Raw genomic sequence first — 21,833 nt, forward strand, 5'->3', positions numbered from 1 at the left:
TATCGTCAGAAACCGAACTTCTAGCCAAATGGTTGACTTTTCTTGAAAAATGACCTATTTTATTCATAAGGGTATTATCTTGAATTCGAGATATTTTGAAATAGGAGTGAACGTAATGAAAATCAATGGGATTCACCACGTATCTGCATTAACAGCCAATGCTCAAAAAAATGTTGATTTCTACCGCCAGATTCTTGGCTTAAAACTTGTAAAGAAAACTGTCAATCAGGATGACCCATCTATGTATCATTTGTTTTATGGAGATGAGGTTGCTTCACCGGGTACGGAGCTCACCTTCTTTGAAATTCCAATGCTTGCCCGTCGTTTGAAAGGAACAAACGCCATCACAAGCACAGGCCTTCTCGTTTCTTCTGAAGAAGCACTTTCATTTTGGGAAAAGCGGTTTGATGAGACAGGTGTGCAGCAAGAAACGGCTTCCTTGAGAGGCGGAAGACCTGCCTTGCGTTTTCAAGATCCAGAAGGGCAGCAGCTATTTTTAACAGTAGAACCGAACGCACAAGAAGCGGGCTCACCGCCAGTGCATGACGATATTCCGGCAGAGTTTGCAATTAGAGGCTTGGGTCCAGTTGAATTAACCGTTGCAGAAGCGGACAAAACGATCCGTGTTTTAACAGACATCCTTGGCTTCACTGAAAGAGCGCGTGAACAATCAAATGATGGTGAGATCGTGACCATTTTTGAGTCAGGAAATGGCGGTGCTGGAACAGAAATTCATGTGATCGAAAAAGCTGAAGGACCTTCTGAGCGTTCCGGCAGAGGAAGTGTGCATCACGTAGCTTTTCGCGTGGAAGATGCAGAGGAGCTGGAAAAATGGTATGACAAAATATCAAAAGCAGGCTTCACGAACTCTGGTGTTGTGGAACGTTTCTACTTTAAAGCCCTTTACTTTAGAGAGCCGAATGGTATCTTATTTGAAATTTCAACAGACGGCCCTGGGTTTACAGTCGATGAAGGGGTAGATGAGCTTGGTGATCAATTAGCCCTTCCGCCATTTCTAGAGCACAAACGAGCAGAAATAGAACAAAGATTAACGCCAATTCAGTCATCATAAAAAAGCAGCTCATTCATGAGCTGCTTTTTGCTTTAGGAACTTACCTGCTTAGATTCAGATTGTATTAATGTAACCTTCTTTGTTTCTTCTTTTCCGTTTCGAATGAGTGTGATGCTCACGGTGTCTCCTACTTTTGTATTCGTGTATAGCTCATGACGTAATTCACTTCCGGTTTTGATTTGTTTCCCATCGATGGCGGTAATGACATCCTCTGACTTAAAGCCAGCTTTGGCGGCAGGTGAGCCTGCGGCGATTTCTTTGACGTACACACCTTTATCCCGCTGACTATTTTTGAGCCCGAGTGTTTCTTTCTGATACACGTCCGGGACTTGTTCGAGATCCAGCATGCTGATGCCGATATATGGACGCTCAATCTTTCCTTTTGCGAGAAGCTGATCGGCGATTGGTTTGACATCATTGATTGGAAGTGCGAATCCAATGCCTTCAACACCTGTTTCAGATATTTTCATACTCGTGATCCCCACAACCTTTCCGTCTGTCGTAAGAAGCGGGCCGCCGCTATTACCTGGGTTAATGGCTGCATCTGTTTGAATGACATTAATGCTGCTTTCGCCTGCTGATGTGTTCATAGAGACTGTTCGGTCGACACCGCTGACAATTCCTTGGGTCACCGTTCTTGATAGATCTTCACCAAGCGGGTTTCCAATTGCGATGACGGTTTCCCCAGCACGCAGCGAGGAGGAATCGCCTAATGCCGCGACCTTTGTCACATGACTGCTGCTAATTTCTACAACCGCTAGGTCAGTCAGGGGGTCAGCTCCGACCAGTTTTCCTTCAACAGTTTTGCCATCGTGCAAGGAAACCATTAGTTTATTTGCCCCTTCAATGACGTGGTTGTTTGTTAAGACATAGGCTTTACTTCCGGATTTTTTAAAAATCACCCCTGAGCCTGTACCTGTTTTTTCCTCTTGACTGTTTTTGTTTTGCTGTGATTCATCACAAGGCGTATTGAAATCGCCAAAGCTCATGTCTGTTTGACTTTGCGCTTGGTAGTTTGTAATGCCGACAATGGCTGGTGATATATTTTCGACCATGCTTGAGATACTGCTCGATGAATGTGATGTTTGGACGGCGGTTGTTTTTGACGAATTGGCACTCGTATCATTTGTCGATACAGCTTCTGTTTTTGCTGCTGAATCGTTTGCTGTGTTGTCTGATGCGTGCTGGGCATATGGCGTAAGGACGTAGACACCTAATGCTAGCGTACCACCCACAATGCCGCTGACGAATGGCTTGAACCAGCCACTGGGCTTCTTCTTTTGTTTTTGTGGCTGTTCAATTGTTTGAAGTTCATGAGAAGGGTGTTTTTCATTTTTGTGATGTGTCATTCGAATCACTCTCTTTCTTCAATTTTTCATGTATGGTTCGAGGGATTTTACCTTATGTGGTGGATACTGACTATATCGTAAGAAAAAAGTGTGGGATAAAAATGAAAACATTGTGGGAAATTGTTAAAATAAGTAGTGAATCTAAGCAAAATAGAGGAGATTAAACTGTGGAGACAATTGGAATGATTGGATATGGAAGCATGGCTGATATGATGGTGCAAAAATGGCTGGAAAAAGAGGTACTCAATGCCCATCAAATCATGATCCATACAAGAAGTGAAACGGACCGCCTGCATCAGCTCAAAGACAAGCATCAAGAAATAAATATCTGCTCATTAGACGAACTTTCTGCCTCATGTGATGTACTTTTTGTCTGCGTGCCGCCGCTTGTTGTACTTGATGTGCTCGATCAACTGCCTTCAGCAGCCAAATCGGTACATATTGTGTCAGTAGCCGCGGCTGTGACGTTAGACAAGTTATCAAAGCATACGACTCAACCAGTTTCCAGATACATCCCAACGCTCACGTCAGCTGTTGGAACGGGCGTATCCCTCGTTGCGCATGGTGAAACCGCAGGTCAGGAAGAAAAGGCGCGTTTGCACCGTCTCCTTTCAGCTTTTAGCATCGTCCGTGAAGTAGAGGAAGACCGGTTTGATGCGGCGAGTAATTTGACGAGCTCTTCTCCTGGTTTTATCGCTGCTCTTTTTGAAGAAATGGCGAGAGCGGCTGTGAGAAATAGTGAGCTTTCCTTAGAGGAAGCGTATGAATTTTTAACGTATGCCCTCTTAGGCACAGGTCAAGTCCTTGTAGAACGCGGCCTCACCTTTGCTGAAACCGTCAATAGAGTGGCGACAAAAGGGGGCATTACAGGTGAAGGTGCTGAGGTCATTCAAAAGCAGGCACCTCAGATGTTTGATGATCTATTTACACAAACCATGAAGAAATATGAACAGCTGAAATCACAGATTAACGAAGCTGACAAACACCACTAAAGACATAGTTAGTGGTGTTTTATTTGTTAAAAAAATCCTTTGTCATACAGTCTTTTGACCTGTAATAACTGAGTCTAATTTCCTTATTTTCAGACATTGTATTGAAAAATCAATCAAGTAATCATATAATTTTTTAGAAAATTTAGAAAAATATACACAAATTTTAAGTTTAATTAAAGGGGGATGGGGATGAAACTCTATGTATCTGTTGATATGGAGGGGATTACTGGTCTAGCTGATCATACATTTGTCGATGCCCGTCAGCACAATTATGAACGGGGCAGAAAGATCATGACAGGTGAAGTGAATGCCTGTGTAGAGGCACTTCTTCAGCATGGCGCAACCGATATTTTGGTCAATGACAGTCATTCTAAAATGAATAATCTGTTGATCGAAGAGCTGCATGAAGAGGCTGCTCTTATATCTGGTGACGTCAAGCCTTATTCCATGGTGCAAGGATTAGATCAAACCTATGACGCTGCTGTTTTTTTAGGCTATCATGCGAGGGCATCTATGAAAGGCGTGATGTCTCACAGTATGATTTTTGGTGTCAGACATTTTTACATAAATGATCACCCAATTGGTGAAATGGGCTTTAATGCGTATGTTGCAGGCTACTATGGTGTGCCGGTGATTCTTGTTTGCGGAGATGACCAAGCAGCACTTGAAGCGGAAAAGCTGATGCCTGGTGTGAAAACAGTAGCAGTGAAAGAGACCATATCAAGGTCTGCTGTGAAATGTTTCACGCCTGCCAAAGTCAATCAACAAATCTCGCAGCAAGTGGAAGCCGCAATGAAACAGATTCATCACATCAAGCCGCTGACGCCTCCTGATCAGCCGCTGCTGAAGATTGAGTTTGCCAATTATGGACAAGCTGAATGGGCGAATTTAATGCCGGGTACTGCCATCATAGAAGGAACAACAACGGTGACGTATCAAGCAGAGAATATATTAGAAGCCTACCAAGCGATGCTTGTCATGACAGAGCTTGCCGCACGTACAACATTTTGTTAAGCGAGGGGGAGACGGCAGATGACCAGCTTTTTGCTCAAGCGTTTTATTGCGATGATTGCCACGATCTTAACGATTACGACTTTAACGTTTATTTTAATGAAGGTCATCCCAGGATCGCCCTTCAATGAAGAACGAAATACAAACGAAACCGTCCAGCGAAACCTCGAAAGCTACTATCACTTAGATGAACCACTGTATGTTCAATATGTCATCTATTTAAAATCCATCGTTACCTTTGATTTTGGTCCTTCCATTAAAAAGCCTTCAGAAAGTGTCAATGATCTATTGGCAAGAGGCTTCCCAGTCTCATTAGAACTTGGTCTTATCTCAATATTGATTGCTGTCATCTCCGGCATCCTGCTCGGGGTCATGGCTGCCCTCCGGCATAATGGCTTGATTGATTATATCGCCATGACCATTGCTGTTTTCGGTATATCCATTCCAAACTTTATCTTTGCTACCTTATTAATTCAGCAGCTTGCTGTGAATTTGAAACTCTTTCCTACAGCGATGTGGACAAGTCCGATGCACATGGTGCTGCCAACCATCGCTCTTGCTGTCGGTCCAATGGCCATTATTGCCCGGTTAACAAGATCGAGCATGATTGAAGTGCTGTCGCAGGACTATATTCGCACTGCCAAGGCAAAAGGACTTTCTCCCTTTAAAATTGTATTTAAACATGCGCTTCGAAATGCGCTTTTGCCCGTTGTGACCATTCTTGGGACACTTGTCGCAAGCATTTTAACAGGAAGTTTTGTCATTGAAAAAATATTTGCGATTCCTGGAATGGGAAAATACTTTGTCGAGAGTATTAACAACCGTGATTATCCTGTCATCATGGGGACCACTGTTTTTTACAGCATTATTTTAATCACACTTCTTTTCATTGTCGATGTGGCGTATCGCCTGCTTGATCCAAGGATTCAGCTGCATCAGAAAGGAGGAAAGGCATGAGTATACACCTACAGCAGGATCAACCGAATCCGCATCATGAAGTGCCAGACGAATGGTTTTCTCCGAGAGAGCAAAAGAAAACGGAGGCCCATGCCATTAAAAGACCCTCTCTTTCGTATTGGGCAGACACATGGAGACGGCTGAAGCAAAATAAGCTTGCGATGTTTAGTCTATCGGTACTGATTTTTCTTTTTATCATGGCGCTATTAGGCCCATTGCTTGCGCCTAATAGTGTGACAGAGCAACGTCTTTCGATGCAAAATCTGCCTCCATCAGCTGCTCACTGGTTCGGAACGGATGAGCTTGGACGAGATGTGTTTACGCGTACATGGTACGGGGCGCGTATTTCGTTATTCGTAGGCGTCATGGCAGCCCTTATTGATTTTGCCATCGGCGTGATTTATGGAGGAATTGCCGGTTATAAGGGCGGGAGATATGACCATGTCATGATGCGAATTGTCGAGGTGCTCTACGGTCTTCCTTATTTACTCGTTGTCATTTTATTAATGGTCCTGATGGGGCCAGGGCTTGTCACCATTATTGTAGCGCTCACTGTCACCGGATGGATTGGAATGGCAAGAATCGTAAGAGGTCAAGTTCTTCAGCTGAAAAGCCAGGAATATGTCCTTGCCTCAAAAACCTTTGGTGCAAAGAGCCTGCGTATCATTCGCCGCAACCTGCTGCCGAATACGATGGGGCCGATTATCGTTCAGATGACCTTGACTGTGCCGACCGCGATATTTGCTGAAGCGTTCTTAAGCTTTCTTGGTTTAGGCATTCAAGCACCGTTTGCAAGCTGGGGCGTGATGGCCAATGATGCGCTGCCGACAGTACTGTCAGATAACGGACATTGGTGGCGTTTATTTTTCCCTGCGTTTTTTATTTCACTCACGATGTTTTGCTTTAACAATTTAGGTGATGGCTTGCAAGATGCGCTTGATCCAAAGATGAAGAGGTGATGGCGCTTTGAAAAAAGTTCTACAAATCATCGATCTGCACGTCAGCTTTCGGACATATGGCGGCTCAGTTCGAGCGGTACGCGGAGTGAATGTGGATGTATATGAAAAAGAAACCCTTGCCATTGTGGGAGAATCAGGCTGCGGGAAAAGTGTGACTTCACAAAGCATTATGAGGCTGCTGCCAGCTTACAGCGCTCATGTCGATCAGGGAGAAATCTGGTTTGAAGACCGTAATTTGCTGTCATTATCTGAAAAAGAAATGCGCGCCATACGAGGTGTCGATATCTCGATGATCTTTCAAGATCCAATGACCGCACTGAACCCAACCTTGACAATAGGGGACCAGCTCATGGAGGCTGCAAAGGAGCATCAAAAGCTGACGAAAAAAGAAGTGAAAGAAGCCGCCATTCGGATGCTTGATTTGGTCGGCATTCCGCAGCCGAAGGAAAGGTTAAAGCAATACCCTCACCAGTTCAGCGGGGGAATGAGGCAGCGGCTCATGATTGCCATGGCACTGATTTGCGAGCCCAAAGTGCTGATTGCAGATGAACCGACGACCGCGCTGGATGTGACCATACAGGCACAAATATTAGAGCTGTTTAAAGAGATTCAGAGAAAAACAGGTGTCACCATTATTTTAATCACACATGATTTAGGGGTCGTAGCCCAAGTCGCAGACCGAGTGGCGGTCATGTACGGGGGGAAAATGGTGGAGGTCGGAACGAGGCGAGATATTTTTTACAGTCCGCAGCATCCTTATACAAAAGGACTTCTACAATCCGTTCCAAGACTTGATATGAAAGATGAACTCATTCCAATTGAAGGAAGCCCGCCTGATTTATTTGCTCCACCAAAGGGCTGTCCGTATACAGATCGCTGTCCGGCCGCCATGAAGGTGTGTGATCATATCATGCCGCATGAAACGCAGCGGTCACCTACCCATACAGTGCATTGCTGGCTCCAAGATGAGCGAGCGAATCAAACGGTTTTATCTTCAACACAAAGGGGGAGTTTTTGATGAGAAAAAAAGGGTGGATCATCAGTGTATGTTTGTTCACGATCATGCTGCTCGCAGGATGTACAGCCAATGAGCAAGCAGGGAAAGGATCATCAAGCAATAAAGGTGAAAAGAAAGTGTTAACCTTAAATAACGAAAATGAACCGACGTCGTTTGATCCGCCGATTGGTTTTAATAATGTATCGTGGCAAGGACTCAATAACTTAATGGAGGGATTAACAAGACTGAATGAAAAACACGAACCATCTCCTGCAATGGCGGAAAAATGGGAGATATCAGAGGATGGAAAAACGTACACGTTTCATTTAAGAGATGGCATCAAGTGGTCAAATGGTGATCCAGTGAAAGCGAGTGATTTTGAATATGCGTGGAAGCGGCTGCTTGATCCGAAAACAGGCTCTTCTGCATCGTTCTTAGCGTACATGATTGAAGGCGGAGAGGCATTTAACAGTGGAAAAGGCAAGAAAGAAGACGTGAAAGTCAGCGCTGTAAATGACAAAACGCTTAAGGTCACACTGGCTTATCCGCAGAAATCGTTCTTAAATATGACCGCAAACCCTGCCTTTTTCCCAGTCAATGAACAGGTAGCTAAGAAGGACCCAAATTGGGCAAAAGACGCCAAAACCTTTGTCGGAAATGGACCGTTCAAGCTGACAGAGTGGAAGCATGATGAGAGCTTCACAATGGAAAAAAGTGAGACGTATTGGGACAAAAAAACAGTCAAGCTGGATCAAGTGAAGTGGCTGATGATCAGTGATCGAAACACAGACTATCAAATGTATCAATCAGGAGATTTAGATACTGCCTTTGTTCCAGCAGAGCAAAGTGAAAATCTGCTGAAAAATAAAGATGTACAAATTGAAGACCAGGCTGGATTGTTCTTTTATCGTCTGAATGTGAACATAGAACCTTTTCAAAATAAGAACATTCGCAAAGCTTTTCAAATGGCGATCAACCCGCAAGATATTGTGGATTATGTGACGAAAAATGAAGAGAAGCCAGCACGCGCTTTCGTCTCGCCAGGCATCCTAGATTCAAAGGGTGAGGATTTCAGAGAAGCTGGCGGTGATCTTGTGAAGAATGATAAGAGTGAAGCTGCGAAGCTATTAGAAAAAGGGCTGAAAGAAGAGAACTATTCGAAACTGCCAGCCGTCACATTAACATATAGTACAAAGCCTGAGAACAAGAAAAAAGCGGAAGCCATCCAGCAGCAGCTGAAAGAAGCGTTAGGTGTAGATGTGAAGCTTGCAAACATGGAAGCCAATGTATTTGCAGAAGATCAAAAGGCGCTGAAATTCCAATTCTCACAAAGTTCATTTTTAGCAGACTATGCAGATCCGATCAACTTCCTAGAGAGCTTCCAAACAGGGAATGCCATGAACCGGACAGGATGGTCTAATGATACCTATGATCAGCTGATCAAAAAAGCGAGCCAGGAAGCAGACGAACAAAAGAGAAACAGCTTCCTTCATGATGCAGAGGCACTTCTCATTGAAGAAGCACCGATCATTCCGATTCATTTTTATAACCAAGTCCATTTACAAAAAGAAGGCGTGAAGGGAATTGTCCGCCACCCCGTTGGGTATATCGATTTGAAATGGGCACAGGTAGATGGAGAGTGATATTAGGATCAAAAGACGCTTTTAGATAAAAGCGTCTGTTCCTTTATTCGTTCATGTTATGAAGCAGAAGCCCATAGATTGAAAGAAACAAAGAGAAAGAGGGGATATGGCATGAGCCAGCTGCCAGTGGCACTTCAAACAGGGGATACGGTGGGGATTATTGCACCAGCAAGCCCGCCTGATGAGCTGAAATTAGCAAAAGGGATTGCCTTTTTAGAAAGCCTCGGGCTAAAGGTGAAAAAAGGAAAGTATATCGACTGCCGGTATGGGTATTTAGCAGGCTATGATCATGAAAGAGTGGAGGATCTTCATCGCATGTTTCAAGATCCAGAAGTGAAGGCGGTTATTTGTGCTTGCGGAGGATATGGGACTGGAAGACTTGCGGAAGTCATTGACTATGACCTGATTCGCCGGAATCCAAAAATCTTTTGGGGCTATAGTGATATTACGTTTTTACATACGGCCATCCAGCAGCAGACTGGTCTTGTGACCTTTCATGGTCCAATGCTTTCCTCTGATGTGGGACTTGAGGAGGTTCATCCTTATACGAAAGATACCTTTTTACAGCTGTTTGCACCGAAAGCCTTTACGTATGCGCACCACTTGTCACCCCTTCATACTTTCTATCCGGGCACCGCTTCAGGTGAGATTGTAGGAGGAAATCTTGCCCTCATCGTGACAACACTTGGTACACCTTTTGAAATCGATACGAAGGGAAAGCTTTTGTTCATTGAAGATATTGACGAAGAGCCCTATAAAATTGATCGAATGATGCAGCACCTCACATCTGCTGGGAAATTGGATGATGCGGCTGGATTCATCATTGGAGATTTTCATCAATGTGAGCCAAAAAAGAAAGATCAGTCCCTTACATTGAATCAAGTATGGGGCACCTATATTGTCCCGCAAAAGAAACCTGCACTTGGGGGCTTCCGGATCGGTCATTCTTCGCCGAACTTTGCTATTCCAATGGGCACGCAGGCTGCATTAGATGCGACAGGAAAAAAACTGCACATTTCTCCAGGCGTTGCAGCGAAAGAGGCGATCAAATGAAAATCGTCGATGTTCGTACATGCAGAATGAGTGTACCGCTAAAAAAGCCTTTCAAAACCGCTTTACGAACGGTGTATGACGCAGCATCTCTGATCGTTATCATCGCATATGATCAAGGTGACGTCAGCTACGGAGAAGCAGTCCCGACAACGGTGATTACAGGTGAAACGCTGGAAAGCATCGACTATGCCATATGCGAAGTGATCAGACCGATTTTGCTTGGAGCTTCCTTGTCAGAATATGAACAAATTTTTTCTCATATGAACCGAGTGCTCGCTTGCAACACAAGCGCAAAGGCAGCGGTTGACATGGCCATTTATGATGGCTTAGCGAAGCAGGCAGGACTTCCGCTTTATCAATACCTTGGCGGATATCGCAGTCAGCTTGAAACCGATTATACGGTCAGTGTAAACCGTCCGCTTGAGATGGCGGAAGATGCGAAGCAATACGCAGCTGAAGGCTTTCAGACGTTAAAGATCAAGGTAGGAAAAGATGACATAGATACGGATATTCAGCGTATCAAGCGAATTCGAGAAAAGGTCGGGCCGGATATTCAGATCAGACTCGATGCGAACCAAGGATGGACGTGGAAGGAAGCGATCATAGCCATTCGGAAAATGGAGGCGCTGAATATCGAACTAGTAGAGCAGCCGGTTCCGAAAGAAGATATCGAAGGCCTGCGCCGTGTGACAGAAGCAACAGATACATTGATTATGGCAGACGAAAGCATTTTCAGTTTTCATGATGCGATCAAGGTGCTTGAAACGAGAAGCTGTGATCTGATCAATTTAAAATTAATGAAATCAGGCGGCATAAAAGAAGCCCTAAAAATCAATGCTCTAGCAGAAGCATACGGCGTAAAGTGCATGGTTGGCAGTATGATTGAGTCAAAACTTGGCATTACAGCAGCCGCTCATCTCGCCGCCAGCCAGCCGAATATCACCCGCTATGATTTTGATGCCCCGCTGATGCTAAAAGAGGACATGGTAGACGGAGGAATCGTGTACAAAGGAAAAGATATCTTTTTCCCGCCGCATCATGGGTTAGGCATTCAAGGGGTGAAAGGAGTCTCATGATGATATTTGAATCAAAGGTTGCAGTTGCGAACGTATGGACAGCGCCGCAGTCACCGAGAGAAATCGATCAAAAGGTACTTCAGGGCTCCTTCAAAATCAAAGAGTGGATTGACAAGCAAACATATGAAGAAAAACTGGCTTTATGTGAAGAAAATCTGATCCAATCGCAAGTACTGCTCGGCGAACGAGTCATTGGATTAGAAGAGACAGACGGCTGGATGAAAGTCGTCATTCCGCAGCAGGCCAGCCGGAAACATCCGCAAGGCTATCCTGGCTATATACCTACGAACCATCTAAAGCAAGTGACAGAAGGAAGTGCGCCAGCTATATCTCATATCGTTTGTCAGAAAAAAGCCATGCTCTATCGAAATGGGCAAGCGGACATGAAAATTAGTTTTTTAACAGAGCTCGCAGCTGTAGAAGAAACGAGTGATTGCTTTCGCGTTGTCACACCAGCAGGGACGAGAAAAATCAATAAAGTAGATGTGCAGTCAGTTTCATCCATTTCTTCTATGACCGGCAAAGATGTTGTAGAGAAGGGAAAACAATTTATTGGTCTTTCGTATTTATGGGGCGGCATGAGCAGCTTTGGCTATGACTGTTCAGGCTTTGCTTACAGCATGTATAAAGCGTGCGGATATCTTTTGCCGAGGGACGCAAGTGACCAAGCAGTGCAAGGAACACCGGTCGCATCAAGCCATTTAGAACAAGGCGACTTATTGTTTTTTGCCAATGACAACGGAAAGGGAGCTGTCCGCCATGTTGGGATCTACGCAGGTGACGGTATGATGCTTCATTCGCCTAAAACCGGCAGAGAAATTGAACTTCTTTCCCTTTCTGGCACTTCATATGAAAAAGAATGGGCAGGTGCAAGACGGTATTTGCCAAGCGAGAGGAGGAATGGTCATGGCAGTTGAACCACTTTTACAAGTAAACAATCTCAAAAAACATTTTCATCTATCGAAAGGAAGAACGCTTAAAGCGCTAGACGGTGTCTCCTTTCAGCTGAAACAAGGCGAAACGTTTGGCCTTGTTGGCGAGTCTGGCTGCGGAAAATCCACACTTGGAAAAGTGCTTATGCGTCTTTATGAACCGACAGATGGGGAAGCCTTATATGAAGGGAAAAGTCTTCATCACCTTTCTAAAAAAGAATCATTTGATTTTAATCGGCAAATTCAAATGGTGTTTCAAGATCCGTATTCCTCCTTAAATCCGCGGCTGTCTGTAAAAGATATTATGCTGGAGCCAATGGAGATTCACAACCTTTACGGGAGTCAAAAGAAAAGAGTTGTCCGGGTGAAAGAACTACTTGAAGCTGTTGGACTTAGCTATGACTTTGCGACTCGCTATCCTCATGAATTCAGCGGAGGGCAGAGGCAGAGAATCGGTATTGCAAGAGCCCTCGCCTTAGCGCCGAAATTTATTGTGGCAGATGAGCCAATTTCTGCACTAGATGTCTCCGTTCAAGCGCAGGTTGTGAATTTGCTGAAGAAACTGCAAAAGGAGGAAGGGCTGACATTTCTCTTTATTGCGCATGACTTGTCGATGGTCAAATATATCAGCGACCGAATCGGTGTCATGTATTTAGGTCATCTCGTCGAATTGACCAGCAGTGATATGTTATATCAAACACCGCTGCACCCATATACACAAGCCTTGCTGTCAGCGATCCCCATTCCAGATCCTGACGTGGAGGACAAGCGCAAAAGGTTCATTTTAAAAGGAGAAATTCCAAGTCCAGTGAACCCGCCAAGCGGCTGTGTATTTCGAACAAGGTGTCCTGCAGCGATGGATGTGTGTGCTGAAAAAAAGCCAACATTACAAGCAGTAGAAGAAGGACATGATGTCGCCTGTCATTTATACGATCGAACATAAAAATAGACAGAAAAAAAGCCAGCAAGTAGACAAGCTGTTCTACACGCTGGCTTTTTTAGTGGATGAACGCCGAATCGGCAATGTGCAGCATCTAAAAGAGCCGCCAGATTTAATGATTTCTGAAAAATCCACTTCAATGACAGTGTACCCGTGAGCGGTTAATGCAGCATTTGTTTGTTGATTGATGGGCAAACTGATCACTTTTTTCTGTCCAAGGGATAAAACGTTTGGTCCGAGTGTGAATTGCTCTTGTTCGCTTATTTCAATTAGATGATAATGCATTTGAAGCAGGTGAAGATCCTCTTTTTTGAACGCTTCAGGATAAATCAATATCTCATCATGAGAGAGAATATTCATCACACAATCGAGATGCAAAATGTGAGGAGGAAGATGAATGGGAATGATGTCATGATCAGGCAGTCCTTTTTTGAGCTCATGGATAGCGGCTGGGTTTGTTCTCTTGCTCGTTCCGACAAATACGCGTGTTTGATCCACAAGTACATCGCCGCCTTCAATCGTTCCATTTGTCAGTGTGACAGTTTTCCAGCCTTTTCCCTGTGCCCACTCTTTTAATAATTGTTCTTCTCCTTGCCGAACTGGAGCGGCCATGCTTGAAACAAAGAGTGTATGTCCAATCGTAAACCCAATATCCCGAGTAAAGACTTGCTCAGGAAAGCGGTCATTTGCAGGAAGCATAATGGGGCGTACTTGATGGTCTTTTAGTGTTTGGATCAATTGCTTATGCTGAGCAATGGCTTTCATTTGAGAAATATTTTCTCTTGCAAAATGTTTTTGGGTTTCGTTGATGATCTGTTTGATTTCCATATAGATGGGACTGCATAAAAGGACTTCTTGTAAATCGTCATATTCACTCATGCATTGCGGCATTTTGTGTATTTGTTCTGCTCTCATAGAATCCATCAAATGGCCTCCTTGTTTGTTCATAGTTCTATTATTCCTCGTTCTAGTCATAGTTGAAACATTTCCGAAAGAAAATCTCTCACAAGAGACTAAAGCAAAAAGTTTAGACAAACCTAAAAGAATAGTGTTTAATAAAAGTCGTTCCGCATTCACGAAAACAGCAAGAAGGAGCTATGATGATGAGTGAAGAAAATTTCAAATACTGCAAGGAATCGAAAGTTGTCAAAACCAGCAGGGTATTCCCTCTCGATACGAATAACCACCAAACCTTATTTGGCGGGAAATTAATGAGTTATATAGATGACATTGCCTCCATCTCGGCAGCAAGACACAGCCGCAGTGAAACGGTCACGGCGTCGATGGATTCTGTTGACTTTTTAGAGCCGATTGGACAAAAAGAGTCAGTATGCTTGGAATCCTATGTGACGTGGGTCGGCACGTCTTCCATGGAAGTGTTCGTCAAAGTCATGAAAGAAAACTTGATGTCTGGAGAGCGCAGACTTGCAGCGACTTCATTTCTGACTTTTGTCTCGCTAGATGAAAACGGAAAGCCAAAACGAGTTCCACAAGTCGTACCGGAAACAGAGGAAGAAATCATGCTGCATCAAACAGCGAAGCAGCGGGCAGAAGAAAGAAAAAGCCGCCGAAAGCATAGCAAGGCACTGGCTGACGCACTTGGAACAGATAAACCATGGGCGTAAAAATCACCCTTTCAGCGGTGATTTTTTTCTAGGATAGTATCTTGCATGACAAGATAGTGTGTGGTAAGATGATGCTATCTTGTGATGCAAGGTACTGGAATCGGAGGAACAAAGATGACAACATCCACACAAATGTTAAAAGGAATTTTGGAAGGCTGCCTGCTATCGATTATTTCTGAGGGTGAGATTTATGGGTATGAAATGACAAAGAAGCTCGCGCATTACGGGTTTGATCAAATTAGTGAAGGAAGTATCTATCCGATCCTGCTGCGTATGCAAAAGGAACAGCTGGTGACTACTGTCACAAAAACATCAGCGAGCGGACCGAAAAGGAAATACTATACGCTCACACAAGCTGGAGAACAAGCGCTCACAGAGTTTATGACCCGCTGGAGTGAGCTTTCAAAAAATGTAAACCGCTTATTACAAAAAGGGAAGTGAGATTATGGTATCAAAAGAAACAAGACACATCCTACTAGAGCTGAAATTATATCTCATATCAAAGGGAAAAAATGTGGACGAAATTGATGAGCTGATGGATGAATTGACGACACACGCGGTAGAGGCTGAAAAAGATGGTAAAACAGGGGAGGCTGTGTTTGGCGGAGATCCGCGGAGCTATGCTGATGAACTCGCAAAAGAGCTGTCAGGACACCATAAAGACTGGGTTCCATTCATCAGTGCCTTCTTAATCGGGTCTCTCTTCTACATGATTTTATCAGATTCGATCAGTCAAAGCTTATCCTATTCTTGGTATGCATTGATTGGCTATCCGCTCGTTTTAGTGGCCAATGTCATCATGATCATTGTGATGTTTAGAGCGTCTGCCTTTCAGACAAGCCGCCGGGCATTTCTTTACTTTTGGATCTTAGGAATCTTTCAGCTGACCGCGATGGTCACAATCAAACTATTGGATCAAAAACTCGGCACACCATTACTTGTCCTGACTTCAGGTCAAAGATGGGGCGTCATCCTGCTTATGCTGCTATGTATCATTGTCTTTAATGCGATCATGAAGGCGAATGTTGTTTCATTGATACCAGTTATCTTCTTCGGACCGCAGCTCATATTCGAGTGGATTGGCTGGACATCACCAAGCGTGCTTTTCTTGCAAAGTCTATTATCTATTGTGATCTTAATCGGGCTGATGCTCATTATTTTACGCCGGACGAATAAGAAAAATGAAAATACATTGTAAAAAACAGAGCACATCTATAATCCTATAAGATGTGCTTTTCTTTTTCTAAAAAAATGTAGAAATGGTATCGTGTTTTTCATTACAATGGGAAGAGGACAAAAATGAAAAGGGGTTCTGTGCTTGGATATTTTATGGGGATATGTACTTGTGTTTGTATTGGCTGCTTTGCCTTTTTTTGAAGTGGTAGGTGTCGTTCCGTTGGCCATTTTAAGTGGCATGCATCCTGTACCGACTGCGGTCATTGGATTCATCGGCAATTTTTTTACCGTTTTCCTTCTCATTGTTTTCGTAGACCGCTTCAAAGCATGGCGGTTGAAGAGAAAAGAGGACAAAAGTGATGAAAAAGGAGAGAAAAAGCAGCTGCGGGCCAGAAGAATTTGGGAACGATATGGTCTCCCGGGATTAGCGCTCGTCGGACCTTTTATCATCGGCAGTCATCTAGCGGCATTTATGTGCATGAGCTTCGGGACGAAAAGAAAGCAAGTCGCAGTGTGGATGACAGTCAGTTTAATGATGTGGACAGCGCTGGCAGCTAGTTTAACCGGTGCGGGAATCCATTACTTTGCCCCAGATTCAAATGGATTGTTCGGAGATATTTTTAGTAAGTAAGTGAGGGGAGGATCATAAATGAAACTTCAAACACGGACAGTGCTTGAAACAGATCGGCTCAGGCTAAGAACGATGAATGAACATGATGCGCCATTTTTATATGATATGTTGTTCCAAGATGAAGAAGTGATGAAGTATTATCCTTCTTTGAAGGATGAGCAGCAGACGAAAGAGTGGATTGCATGGAATCAAAAGAATGACCGTATGTATCATACTTCCCTCTGGATCATTGAAGACAAAGAAACGAATGAACCACTTGGACAAAGCGGCATTGTTCTGCAAAACATTGAAGGACAAACCGAACTTGAAATCGGCTACATGCTAAAGAAAGAAGCGTGGGGAAATGGCTATGCTGCTGAAGCCGCAAAAGGCTGTCTCACCTATGGCTTTGATGAAATGAAAGTCAGACGAATGGTGAGCTTAATCCGCCCAGACAATGAAGCATCGGTAAAGGTCGCTTTAAAAATGGGCATGAAAAAAGAAAAAACCATTTCGAAATGGGACCAAATCATTGATGTCTACAGCATCACCCGCAACGAAGAAAACGGCTCGCTTACAAAATAAGCAGAGCCGTTTTTATTTTATATCCGCTGTTCTAGCTGAAGTAAATATTTCTTCCGTTCTATCCCGCCGCCGTAGCCGCCGAGCTCACCACTTGTTTGAATGACGCGGTGGCATGGAATGATGATCGCCAATTGATTGGCACCATTTGCATTCCCTACCGCCCGGACCAAATGCGGATCGCCCAGCATCACAGCAAGCTCGCGGTAAGAACTTGTTTCGCCTGATGGAATGCGTGTGAGCAGGTCCCACACCTTCATTTGAAAAGGGGTGCCATGTAAGGAAAGTGGTACCGAGAACTGCGTGAGTTTTTTCTCAAAATATAAGGTCAATTCCTTTGCTAATTGCTGATGGACGTTTGTTTCCCCGACTAAAATACGGGCTTGATGCTTTTTTCTCATGTTTTCAATTTCCTTTTCGAGTCCCCGCCTGTCCACAAATTCCAGTAAATACACATGCGTCGCATCTGTCACGCTGATCATCCGCCCGATCGGTGTAGAAATAAAATTAGCGTGGAGAATCTTGGTTTGCGTCTTTTTAGGGGGATTTCCCATAATTTTCGTAAATGCATCATTGAAGGCACTCGAAGATTCATAGCCCAAGGCGACCTGCTGATCAATCACTTTTTTTCCATTCAGAATTTCTTTAAAGGCAAGTCCCATTCGGCGTGATCTCGCATATTGAACAAAGGTCATGCCGTAGATTTCTTTGAATTTCCGCCGTGCCGTTGCAGAGTGAATCCCTAATTGATGAAAGTCTTCTTCTTTCCAGCGTTTTTCAGGATGTGTTTCAACTGCAGAAACGAGTGTTTTGACTTCTTCCGGAATGCTGTTAGGATATGTTAATGGTGTGCAGCGCTTGCACGGACGATATCCTGCAAGCAGTGCTTCTTCTGCTGTAAAGAAAAACTCACAGTTCTCATATTTTGGTTTTCTAGCGGTACATGTGGCATGGCAGAAGATACCAGTGGTCTTAATGCCGGCAAAGAATGTGCCGTCATATTGCGGGTTCTTGTCAACCAGTGCTTGATAAAATTCATGTTTCTGTTCGTCGGTTATCATCATACGATCCACCTCTTGGTTTCCTATAAAATGTGATTCAGCGTACTTTGGGCTGGTAAACAAAGCGTCATCTTGGATCGTTCATCACATCAATCTTATTTCATTATATCAGCGATGTGATCATTTCTCTGTCTATCATTTAGTATACGCCGGTCTCATATCATTTCTTTCGAAAAATGAACAAGTATATTTGAAGAGGGAGAGCAAACTGGTAGACCGGCATATCGGGGTGTGATAAGATTTTTAATACAGAATCTGCTCTAAGTCAGGTCTGTATATCATGAATTGGTTTTCTAGGGTTCCGTGCGCTGGTGCAGTCTGGTCCGAGAGAAAACACATAGGGTCTTAGAAGAGGCCATATGGACACGGAGGGATAAAAGCCCGGGAGATTTGATCAAACGATCGATTTCCAGGCTTTTTTTGTTGGTTGGAATCGTTCAGAAAGGAGAAGATCAGATGAAATGGGGAAATGTCTTTATTGCGGCCATCTTTGAGGTCGGCTGGGTGATGGGGCTGAAATATGCCCACTCGCTCATAGAATGGGGCGCAACCATCGTTTGTATTATCGTGAGCTTTTATTTACTCATGAAAGCAACAAGTGTACTGCCAGTTGGCACACTTTATGCCGTTTTTACCGGGCTTGGGACAGCAGGTACCGTCCTCATAGGCATGGTGCTTGGTGAGCCGGTTCAGCTTGTCAAACTGCTTTTGATTGTCATGCTTTTGTGCGGTGTATTAGGACTGAAGCTGACAACAGGTGAAAAGAAGGGAGAGGCTGAATCATGAGCTGGCTTTTACTCATTGGAGCAGGCATCTTAGAAATGCTTTGTGTGACCATGATGAATCAATTCCAAAAAGACCGGCATGTCAAATGGATTTTATTCATTGCAGCTGGCTTTTCGATGTCCTTTCTGATGCTGTCTCTTGCGATGAATACGATTCCGATGGGAACGGCGTACGCTATTTGGACTGGAATCGGAGCTGCTGGAGGCGCCATGGTCGGTATGCTGTTTTACGGAGAGTCGAAAGACGCAAAACGTATTTTCTTCATCGCCCTGATTTTATCTGCGGCAGTAGGATTGAAAATCATTGAATAAGAAAAGGCTGGCAGATAGATGCCAGCCTTTTGTTACATTGAATGATGATTGGAATCGTTTTCATTTTTGCGGTAAAGCTGGCTCGCAAGCAGAAAACACACACCAAATGTGAGAAAAGGAATGAGTCTTTCACCGGCTATAAAAAGGGAAATACCTGTGATCAGACAAACGATGCCGAGCCAAAAGCTCACTTTACCAAACAAGGTCATACTTTTCATCTCCATCACTCCTTTTATGATAAAAGGTCTATTCACATTATATCATGCCAGGTGCAGAATTGAATGAATATTCAATAAAAAACAGGACTCTACATTGCTTTTTCTCTTTCCAGTCCAGTATAATATTTCATTAGAATGAAAACGTAAATGAGGTCATGATACATGAGAACTTTGATAACAGAGAAACTTGAATTACACAGACAAAAGCATGAGCAAAAAGGAAGGTTGCTTGTCAGCTGTCCGGATCAGCCTGGAATTGTATCAGCTGTTTCTTCCTTTTTATTTGAGCACGGAGCGAATATCATTGAATCCAGCCAATACACAACAGATCATGAAAGCGGCCGGTTCTTTTTAAGAATTGAATTTGATTGGAAAGACATCTCGGCAAATATGGATCAGCTGAAGCATCAGTTTGAGCCAATTGCAGCATCATTTCAAATGACGTGGAGCATGTCGCGTGCAAGTGAGCTTAAAAAGCTGGCGATCTTTGTGTCAAAAGAGCTTCATTGTTTACATGAGCTGCTATGGGAATGGCAAAGTGGAAATGTCATGGCTGAAATTGCGGTCGTGATCAGCAATCATGAAACGGCAAAAGATACAGTAGAATCGCTTGGAATCCCGTTCCATTTTGTGAAGGCGAACAAAGACATTCGCAAAGAAGCGGAAAAACAGCAGCTCGCATTATTAGAAGAGTATGATATTGATGCCATTGTGCTTGCTAGATACATGCAAATTTTAACGCCTGAATTTATTGAACAGCACCCGAACAAAATCATTAATATTCATCATTCTTTTCTGCCAGCGTTTATTGGTGCAAATCCATATAAGCGGGCATATGAACGGGGAGTCAAATTAATTGGCGCGACTTCTCATTATGTGACCAATGATTTAGACGAAGGACCGATCATTGAACAGGATATTGAGCGTGTAGATCACCGGGATGATGCAGAAGCATTAAAAAATATTGGCCGAACAATTGAGCGGAGTGTGCTAGCACGTGCCGTCAAATGGCATCTAGAAGATCGAATAATTGTGCATGAGAATAAAACGATTGTATTTAATTGACGGCTTGACTTTTCCTGAGCAATTGGTGATAATATAAAAAAATTAACGAGCGTTGAAAAGGAATAGTAAGCAGGAACTGATGCGTAAAGAGAGCAAATGACATGCTGAAACATTTGCCGCAGACAGCTGCTGAACCTGCCCTTTGAGCCTTAGAGGAAAAATCTAAGCGCGTGCCTGGCGTTACAGGAGTTGAGTGGAATAAGCTAGATGTATGCTTATTCAATGAAGGTGGTACCACGGAAAATCCCTTTTCGTCCTTTAAACAAGGAGAAAAAGGGATTTTTTTGTGCCTAAAGGTATAGCGGAGGGAATCAATAATGAAAAAGCAAAGGATCGTCATCAAAATTGGCAGCAGTTCATTAACAGAGCAAAAAGGAGCCATTGATGAACAAAAAATGCAGGATCATGTGAAAGCGATAGCAAAACTGAAAGAGGCTGGGCATGAAATCATTTTAATTTCATCAGGAGCCGTTGCAGCAGGGTTTGGCAGCTTAGGGTATCCATCAAGACCTGTGACCTTAAAGGGGAAACAGGCAGCAGCTGCCGTTGGTCAAGGCTTGTTAATGCAGAAATATACAGAGCTATTTTCACAGTTTCACATGACACCTGCACAAATGCTTTTAACCCGTAATGACTTTTCAGATCGAACAAGATATCGAAATGCTTACGCAACGATGATGGAGCTGCTGGAAAGAAAAATTTTACCAATTATCAATGAAAACGATTCAGTTTCGATCGAGGAGCTTACCTTTGGGGATAATGACATGCTGTCAGCTCTTGTCAGTGGATTAATTCATGCAGACCAATTGATCATCTTAACAGACATAAATGGAATTTATAATGCAAATCCAAATGAGCATCCTGAGGCGAAGCGTTTTGATGTACTAACACACATTTCAGAAGAATTGTTTTCATATGCGAAGAGCACAGGCTCAAAGGTGGGAACAGGCGGGATGAAATCAAAGCTGTCTGCTGCACAAACGGCACTTTCACTAGGCGTGAAAGTCTTCATTGGCACAGGTACTGGTGAAGATAAGCTGCTTCATATTCTAGCGGGTCAAGGAGACGGAACGTATATCGGAGAACAGGACTTATCAGCGATCAACAACCGCCGTCAATGGATTCAATTCCATTCACCCGTTTCTGGCAAAATCATGATAGATGCAGGAGCAGAAGCGGCGATTTTGCATCATGGCAGAAGTCTTCTTCCAGCTGGCGTCATTGATGTCGCTGGTGACTTTTCTAAAGGAGAGGTCGTTGAAGTCGTCGGTCCGAACGGACTAGTAGGTAAAGGACAAACCTTGTACGCATCCGATGAGCTTCTCGGCATTAAAGGGATGCGAAGTGATGAGCTTTCAAATGAGAAGCCTGAGGTTATACACAGAGATCACTGGGTACAGCATGTACAAAACTGAGGA

At 43.8% G+C, this 21,833-nt stretch carries 24 protein-coding genes, 1 riboswitch and 1 other annotated feature; of the genes, 20 read left to right on the plus strand and 4 right to left on the minus strand.

What is annotated here, in order from left to right; all coding sequences use genetic code 11:
- Positions 1-115 precede the first annotated feature (115 nt).
- Entirely contained in the window at positions 116-1,072 is a 957-nt protein-coding gene (locus C6Y06_RS07060; RefSeq protein ID WP_066031000.1) for a ring-cleaving dioxygenase, read from the plus strand.
- 32 nt (positions 1,073-1,104) lie between these two features.
- Here the strand turns inward: C6Y06_RS07060 and C6Y06_RS07065 are convergent, their stop codons facing one another.
- Positions 1,105-2,421 carry a S1C family serine protease gene (locus tag C6Y06_RS07065; RefSeq protein WP_106036724.1) on the minus strand — a complete coding sequence of 439 codons (1,317 nt, stop codon included), beginning with the start codon at positions 2,419-2,421 and terminating at the stop codon, positions 1,105-1,107.
- Between the two features lie 167 nt (positions 2,422-2,588).
- Between C6Y06_RS07065 and proG the strand changes: the two genes are divergently transcribed.
- The 10 genes from proG to C6Y06_RS07115 all read left to right on the plus strand — a co-directional run bounded on the left by proG (position 2,589) and on the right by C6Y06_RS07115 (position 12,984).
- Entirely contained in the window at positions 2,589-3,413 is an 825-nt protein-coding gene (gene proG / locus C6Y06_RS07070; RefSeq protein ID WP_060596078.1) for a pyrroline-5-carboxylate reductase ProG, read from the plus strand.
- A gap of 189 nt (positions 3,414-3,602) precedes the next feature.
- Positions 3,603-4,427: a M55 family metallopeptidase gene (locus C6Y06_RS07075; protein WP_066030997.1), complete on the plus strand. Its 825-nt coding sequence runs from the start codon at positions 3,603-3,605 to the stop codon at positions 4,425-4,427.
- Positions 4,428-4,445: 18 nt separating this feature from the next.
- Positions 4,446-5,381 (plus strand): ABC transporter permease, encoded by a 936-nt coding sequence (locus C6Y06_RS07080; protein ID WP_034663045.1) that lies wholly within the window; start codon positions 4,446-4,448, stop codon positions 5,379-5,381.
- A complete protein-coding gene (locus C6Y06_RS07085) occupies positions 5,378-6,340 on the plus strand; it encodes an ABC transporter permease (RefSeq protein WP_044138912.1) in 963 nt (320 codons plus the stop codon). The genes C6Y06_RS07080 and C6Y06_RS07085 overlap by 4 nt, the downstream gene beginning before the upstream one ends.
- A 7-nt stretch (positions 6,341-6,347) precedes the next feature.
- Positions 6,348-7,358: an ABC transporter ATP-binding protein gene (locus C6Y06_RS07090; protein ID WP_034663040.1), complete on the plus strand. Its 1,011-nt coding sequence runs from the start codon at positions 6,348-6,350 to the stop codon at positions 7,356-7,358.
- Positions 7,358-8,980, plus strand: a complete 1,623-nt coding sequence (locus C6Y06_RS07095; protein WP_066030996.1) for a peptide ABC transporter substrate-binding protein — start codon at positions 7,358-7,360, stop codon at positions 8,978-8,980. Before C6Y06_RS07090 ends, C6Y06_RS07095 begins: the two co-directional genes overlap by 1 nt.
- 111 nt (positions 8,981-9,091) lie before the next feature.
- Positions 9,092-10,033, plus strand: coding sequence for a S66 peptidase family protein (locus C6Y06_RS07100; RefSeq protein ID WP_106030742.1), 942 nt, complete (start codon positions 9,092-9,094; stop codon positions 10,031-10,033).
- Entirely contained in the window at positions 10,030-11,109 is a 1,080-nt protein-coding gene (locus C6Y06_RS07105) for a mandelate racemase/muconate lactonizing enzyme family protein (RefSeq protein ID WP_106036725.1), read from the plus strand. Before C6Y06_RS07100 ends, C6Y06_RS07105 begins: the two co-directional genes overlap by 4 nt.
- Entirely contained in the window at positions 11,109-12,026 is a 918-nt protein-coding gene (locus C6Y06_RS07110; protein ID WP_106036726.1) for a C40 family peptidase, read from the plus strand. The genes C6Y06_RS07105 and C6Y06_RS07110 overlap by 1 nt, the downstream gene beginning before the upstream one ends.
- Positions 12,016-12,984 carry an ABC transporter ATP-binding protein gene (locus C6Y06_RS07115; protein WP_106036727.1) on the plus strand — a complete coding sequence of 323 codons (969 nt, stop codon included), beginning with the start codon at positions 12,016-12,018 and terminating at the stop codon, positions 12,982-12,984. Before C6Y06_RS07110 ends, C6Y06_RS07115 begins: the two co-directional genes overlap by 11 nt.
- A gap of 39 nt (positions 12,985-13,023) precedes the next feature.
- On the opposite strand, the gene C6Y06_RS07120 is transcribed toward C6Y06_RS07115, so the two are convergent.
- A complete protein-coding gene (locus tag C6Y06_RS07120; RefSeq protein WP_060596083.1) occupies positions 13,024-13,905 on the minus strand; it encodes a dimethylarginine dimethylaminohydrolase family protein in 882 nt (293 codons plus the stop codon).
- 179 nt (positions 13,906-14,084) lie between these two features.
- On the opposite strand from C6Y06_RS07120, the gene C6Y06_RS07125 reads away from it, so the two are divergent.
- From C6Y06_RS07125 to C6Y06_RS07145, 5 genes are all read left to right on the plus strand, one after another.
- Complete coding sequence (locus C6Y06_RS07125; protein ID WP_060596084.1) at positions 14,085-14,606, plus strand: acyl-CoA thioesterase; 522 nt, start codon at positions 14,085-14,087, stop codon at positions 14,604-14,606.
- A 114-nt stretch (positions 14,607-14,720) separates the two neighbouring features.
- The gene (locus C6Y06_RS07130; protein WP_060596085.1) at positions 14,721-15,047 is read left to right on the plus strand and encodes a PadR family transcriptional regulator; all 327 of its coding nucleotides are present in this window, start codon (positions 14,721-14,723) and stop codon (positions 15,045-15,047) included.
- A 4-nt stretch (positions 15,048-15,051) separates the two neighbouring features.
- Positions 15,052-15,804 carry an HAAS domain-containing protein gene (locus tag C6Y06_RS07135; RefSeq protein ID WP_106036728.1) on the plus strand — a complete coding sequence of 251 codons (753 nt, stop codon included), beginning with the start codon at positions 15,052-15,054 and terminating at the stop codon, positions 15,802-15,804.
- A 120-nt stretch (positions 15,805-15,924) separates the two neighbouring features.
- Positions 15,925-16,413 carry a small multi-drug export protein gene (locus tag C6Y06_RS07140; RefSeq protein ID WP_106036729.1) on the plus strand — a complete coding sequence of 163 codons (489 nt, stop codon included), beginning with the start codon at positions 15,925-15,927 and terminating at the stop codon, positions 16,411-16,413.
- A gap of 18 nt (positions 16,414-16,431) precedes the next feature.
- Positions 16,432-16,977 (plus strand): GNAT family N-acetyltransferase, encoded by a 546-nt coding sequence (locus C6Y06_RS07145; protein ID WP_106036730.1) that lies wholly within the window; start codon positions 16,432-16,434, stop codon positions 16,975-16,977.
- 17 nt (positions 16,978-16,994) lie between these two features.
- Here the strand turns inward: C6Y06_RS07145 and C6Y06_RS07150 are convergent, their stop codons facing one another.
- Positions 16,995-18,038: a bifunctional transcriptional activator/DNA repair enzyme AdaA gene (locus C6Y06_RS07150; protein ID WP_060596089.1), complete on the minus strand. Its 1,044-nt coding sequence runs from the start codon at positions 18,036-18,038 to the stop codon at positions 16,995-16,997.
- A 279-nt stretch (positions 18,039-18,317) separates the two neighbouring features.
- Positions 18,318-18,425: riboswitch (guanidine-I (ykkC/yxkD leader) on the plus strand.
- A 66-nt stretch (positions 18,426-18,491) separates the two neighbouring features.
- Here C6Y06_RS07150 and C6Y06_RS07155 point away from each other — a divergent pair.
- Together C6Y06_RS07155 and C6Y06_RS07160 are read left to right on the plus strand one after the other, a co-directional pair.
- Positions 18,492-18,821, plus strand: a complete 330-nt coding sequence (locus C6Y06_RS07155) for a DMT family transporter (protein WP_034663015.1) — start codon at positions 18,492-18,494, stop codon at positions 18,819-18,821.
- Positions 18,818-19,132, plus strand: coding sequence for a DMT family transporter (locus tag C6Y06_RS07160; RefSeq protein WP_034663013.1), 315 nt, complete (start codon positions 18,818-18,820; stop codon positions 19,130-19,132). The genes C6Y06_RS07155 and C6Y06_RS07160 overlap by 4 nt, the downstream gene beginning before the upstream one ends.
- A gap of 32 nt (positions 19,133-19,164) precedes the next feature.
- Here C6Y06_RS07160 and C6Y06_RS07165 read toward each other — a convergent pair whose 3' ends face one another.
- On the minus strand, positions 19,165-19,350 hold the full coding sequence (locus C6Y06_RS07165; RefSeq protein ID WP_060596091.1) for a hypothetical protein: 186 nt from the start codon (positions 19,348-19,350) through the stop codon (positions 19,165-19,167).
- Between the two features lie 162 nt (positions 19,351-19,512).
- On the opposite strand from C6Y06_RS07165, the gene purU reads away from it, so the two are divergent.
- Together purU and proB are read left to right on the plus strand one after the other, a co-directional pair.
- Positions 19,513-20,415, plus strand: coding sequence for a formyltetrahydrofolate deformylase (gene purU / locus C6Y06_RS07170; protein ID WP_034663009.1), 903 nt, complete (start codon positions 19,513-19,515; stop codon positions 20,413-20,415).
- Positions 20,416-20,458: 43 nt separating this feature from the next.
- Positions 20,459-20,677 (plus strand) — a binding site (T-box leader).
- A gap of 55 nt (positions 20,678-20,732) precedes the next feature.
- Complete coding sequence (gene proB, locus C6Y06_RS07175; protein ID WP_106030749.1) at positions 20,733-21,830, plus strand: glutamate 5-kinase; 1,098 nt, start codon at positions 20,733-20,735, stop codon at positions 21,828-21,830.
- Positions 21,831-21,833 lie beyond the last annotated feature (3 nt).

This window comes from Bacillus sp. MZGC1 (genome assembly GCF_002998605.1).
Taxonomy (GTDB): Bacteria; Bacillota; Bacilli; order Bacillales; family Bacillaceae; genus Bacillus.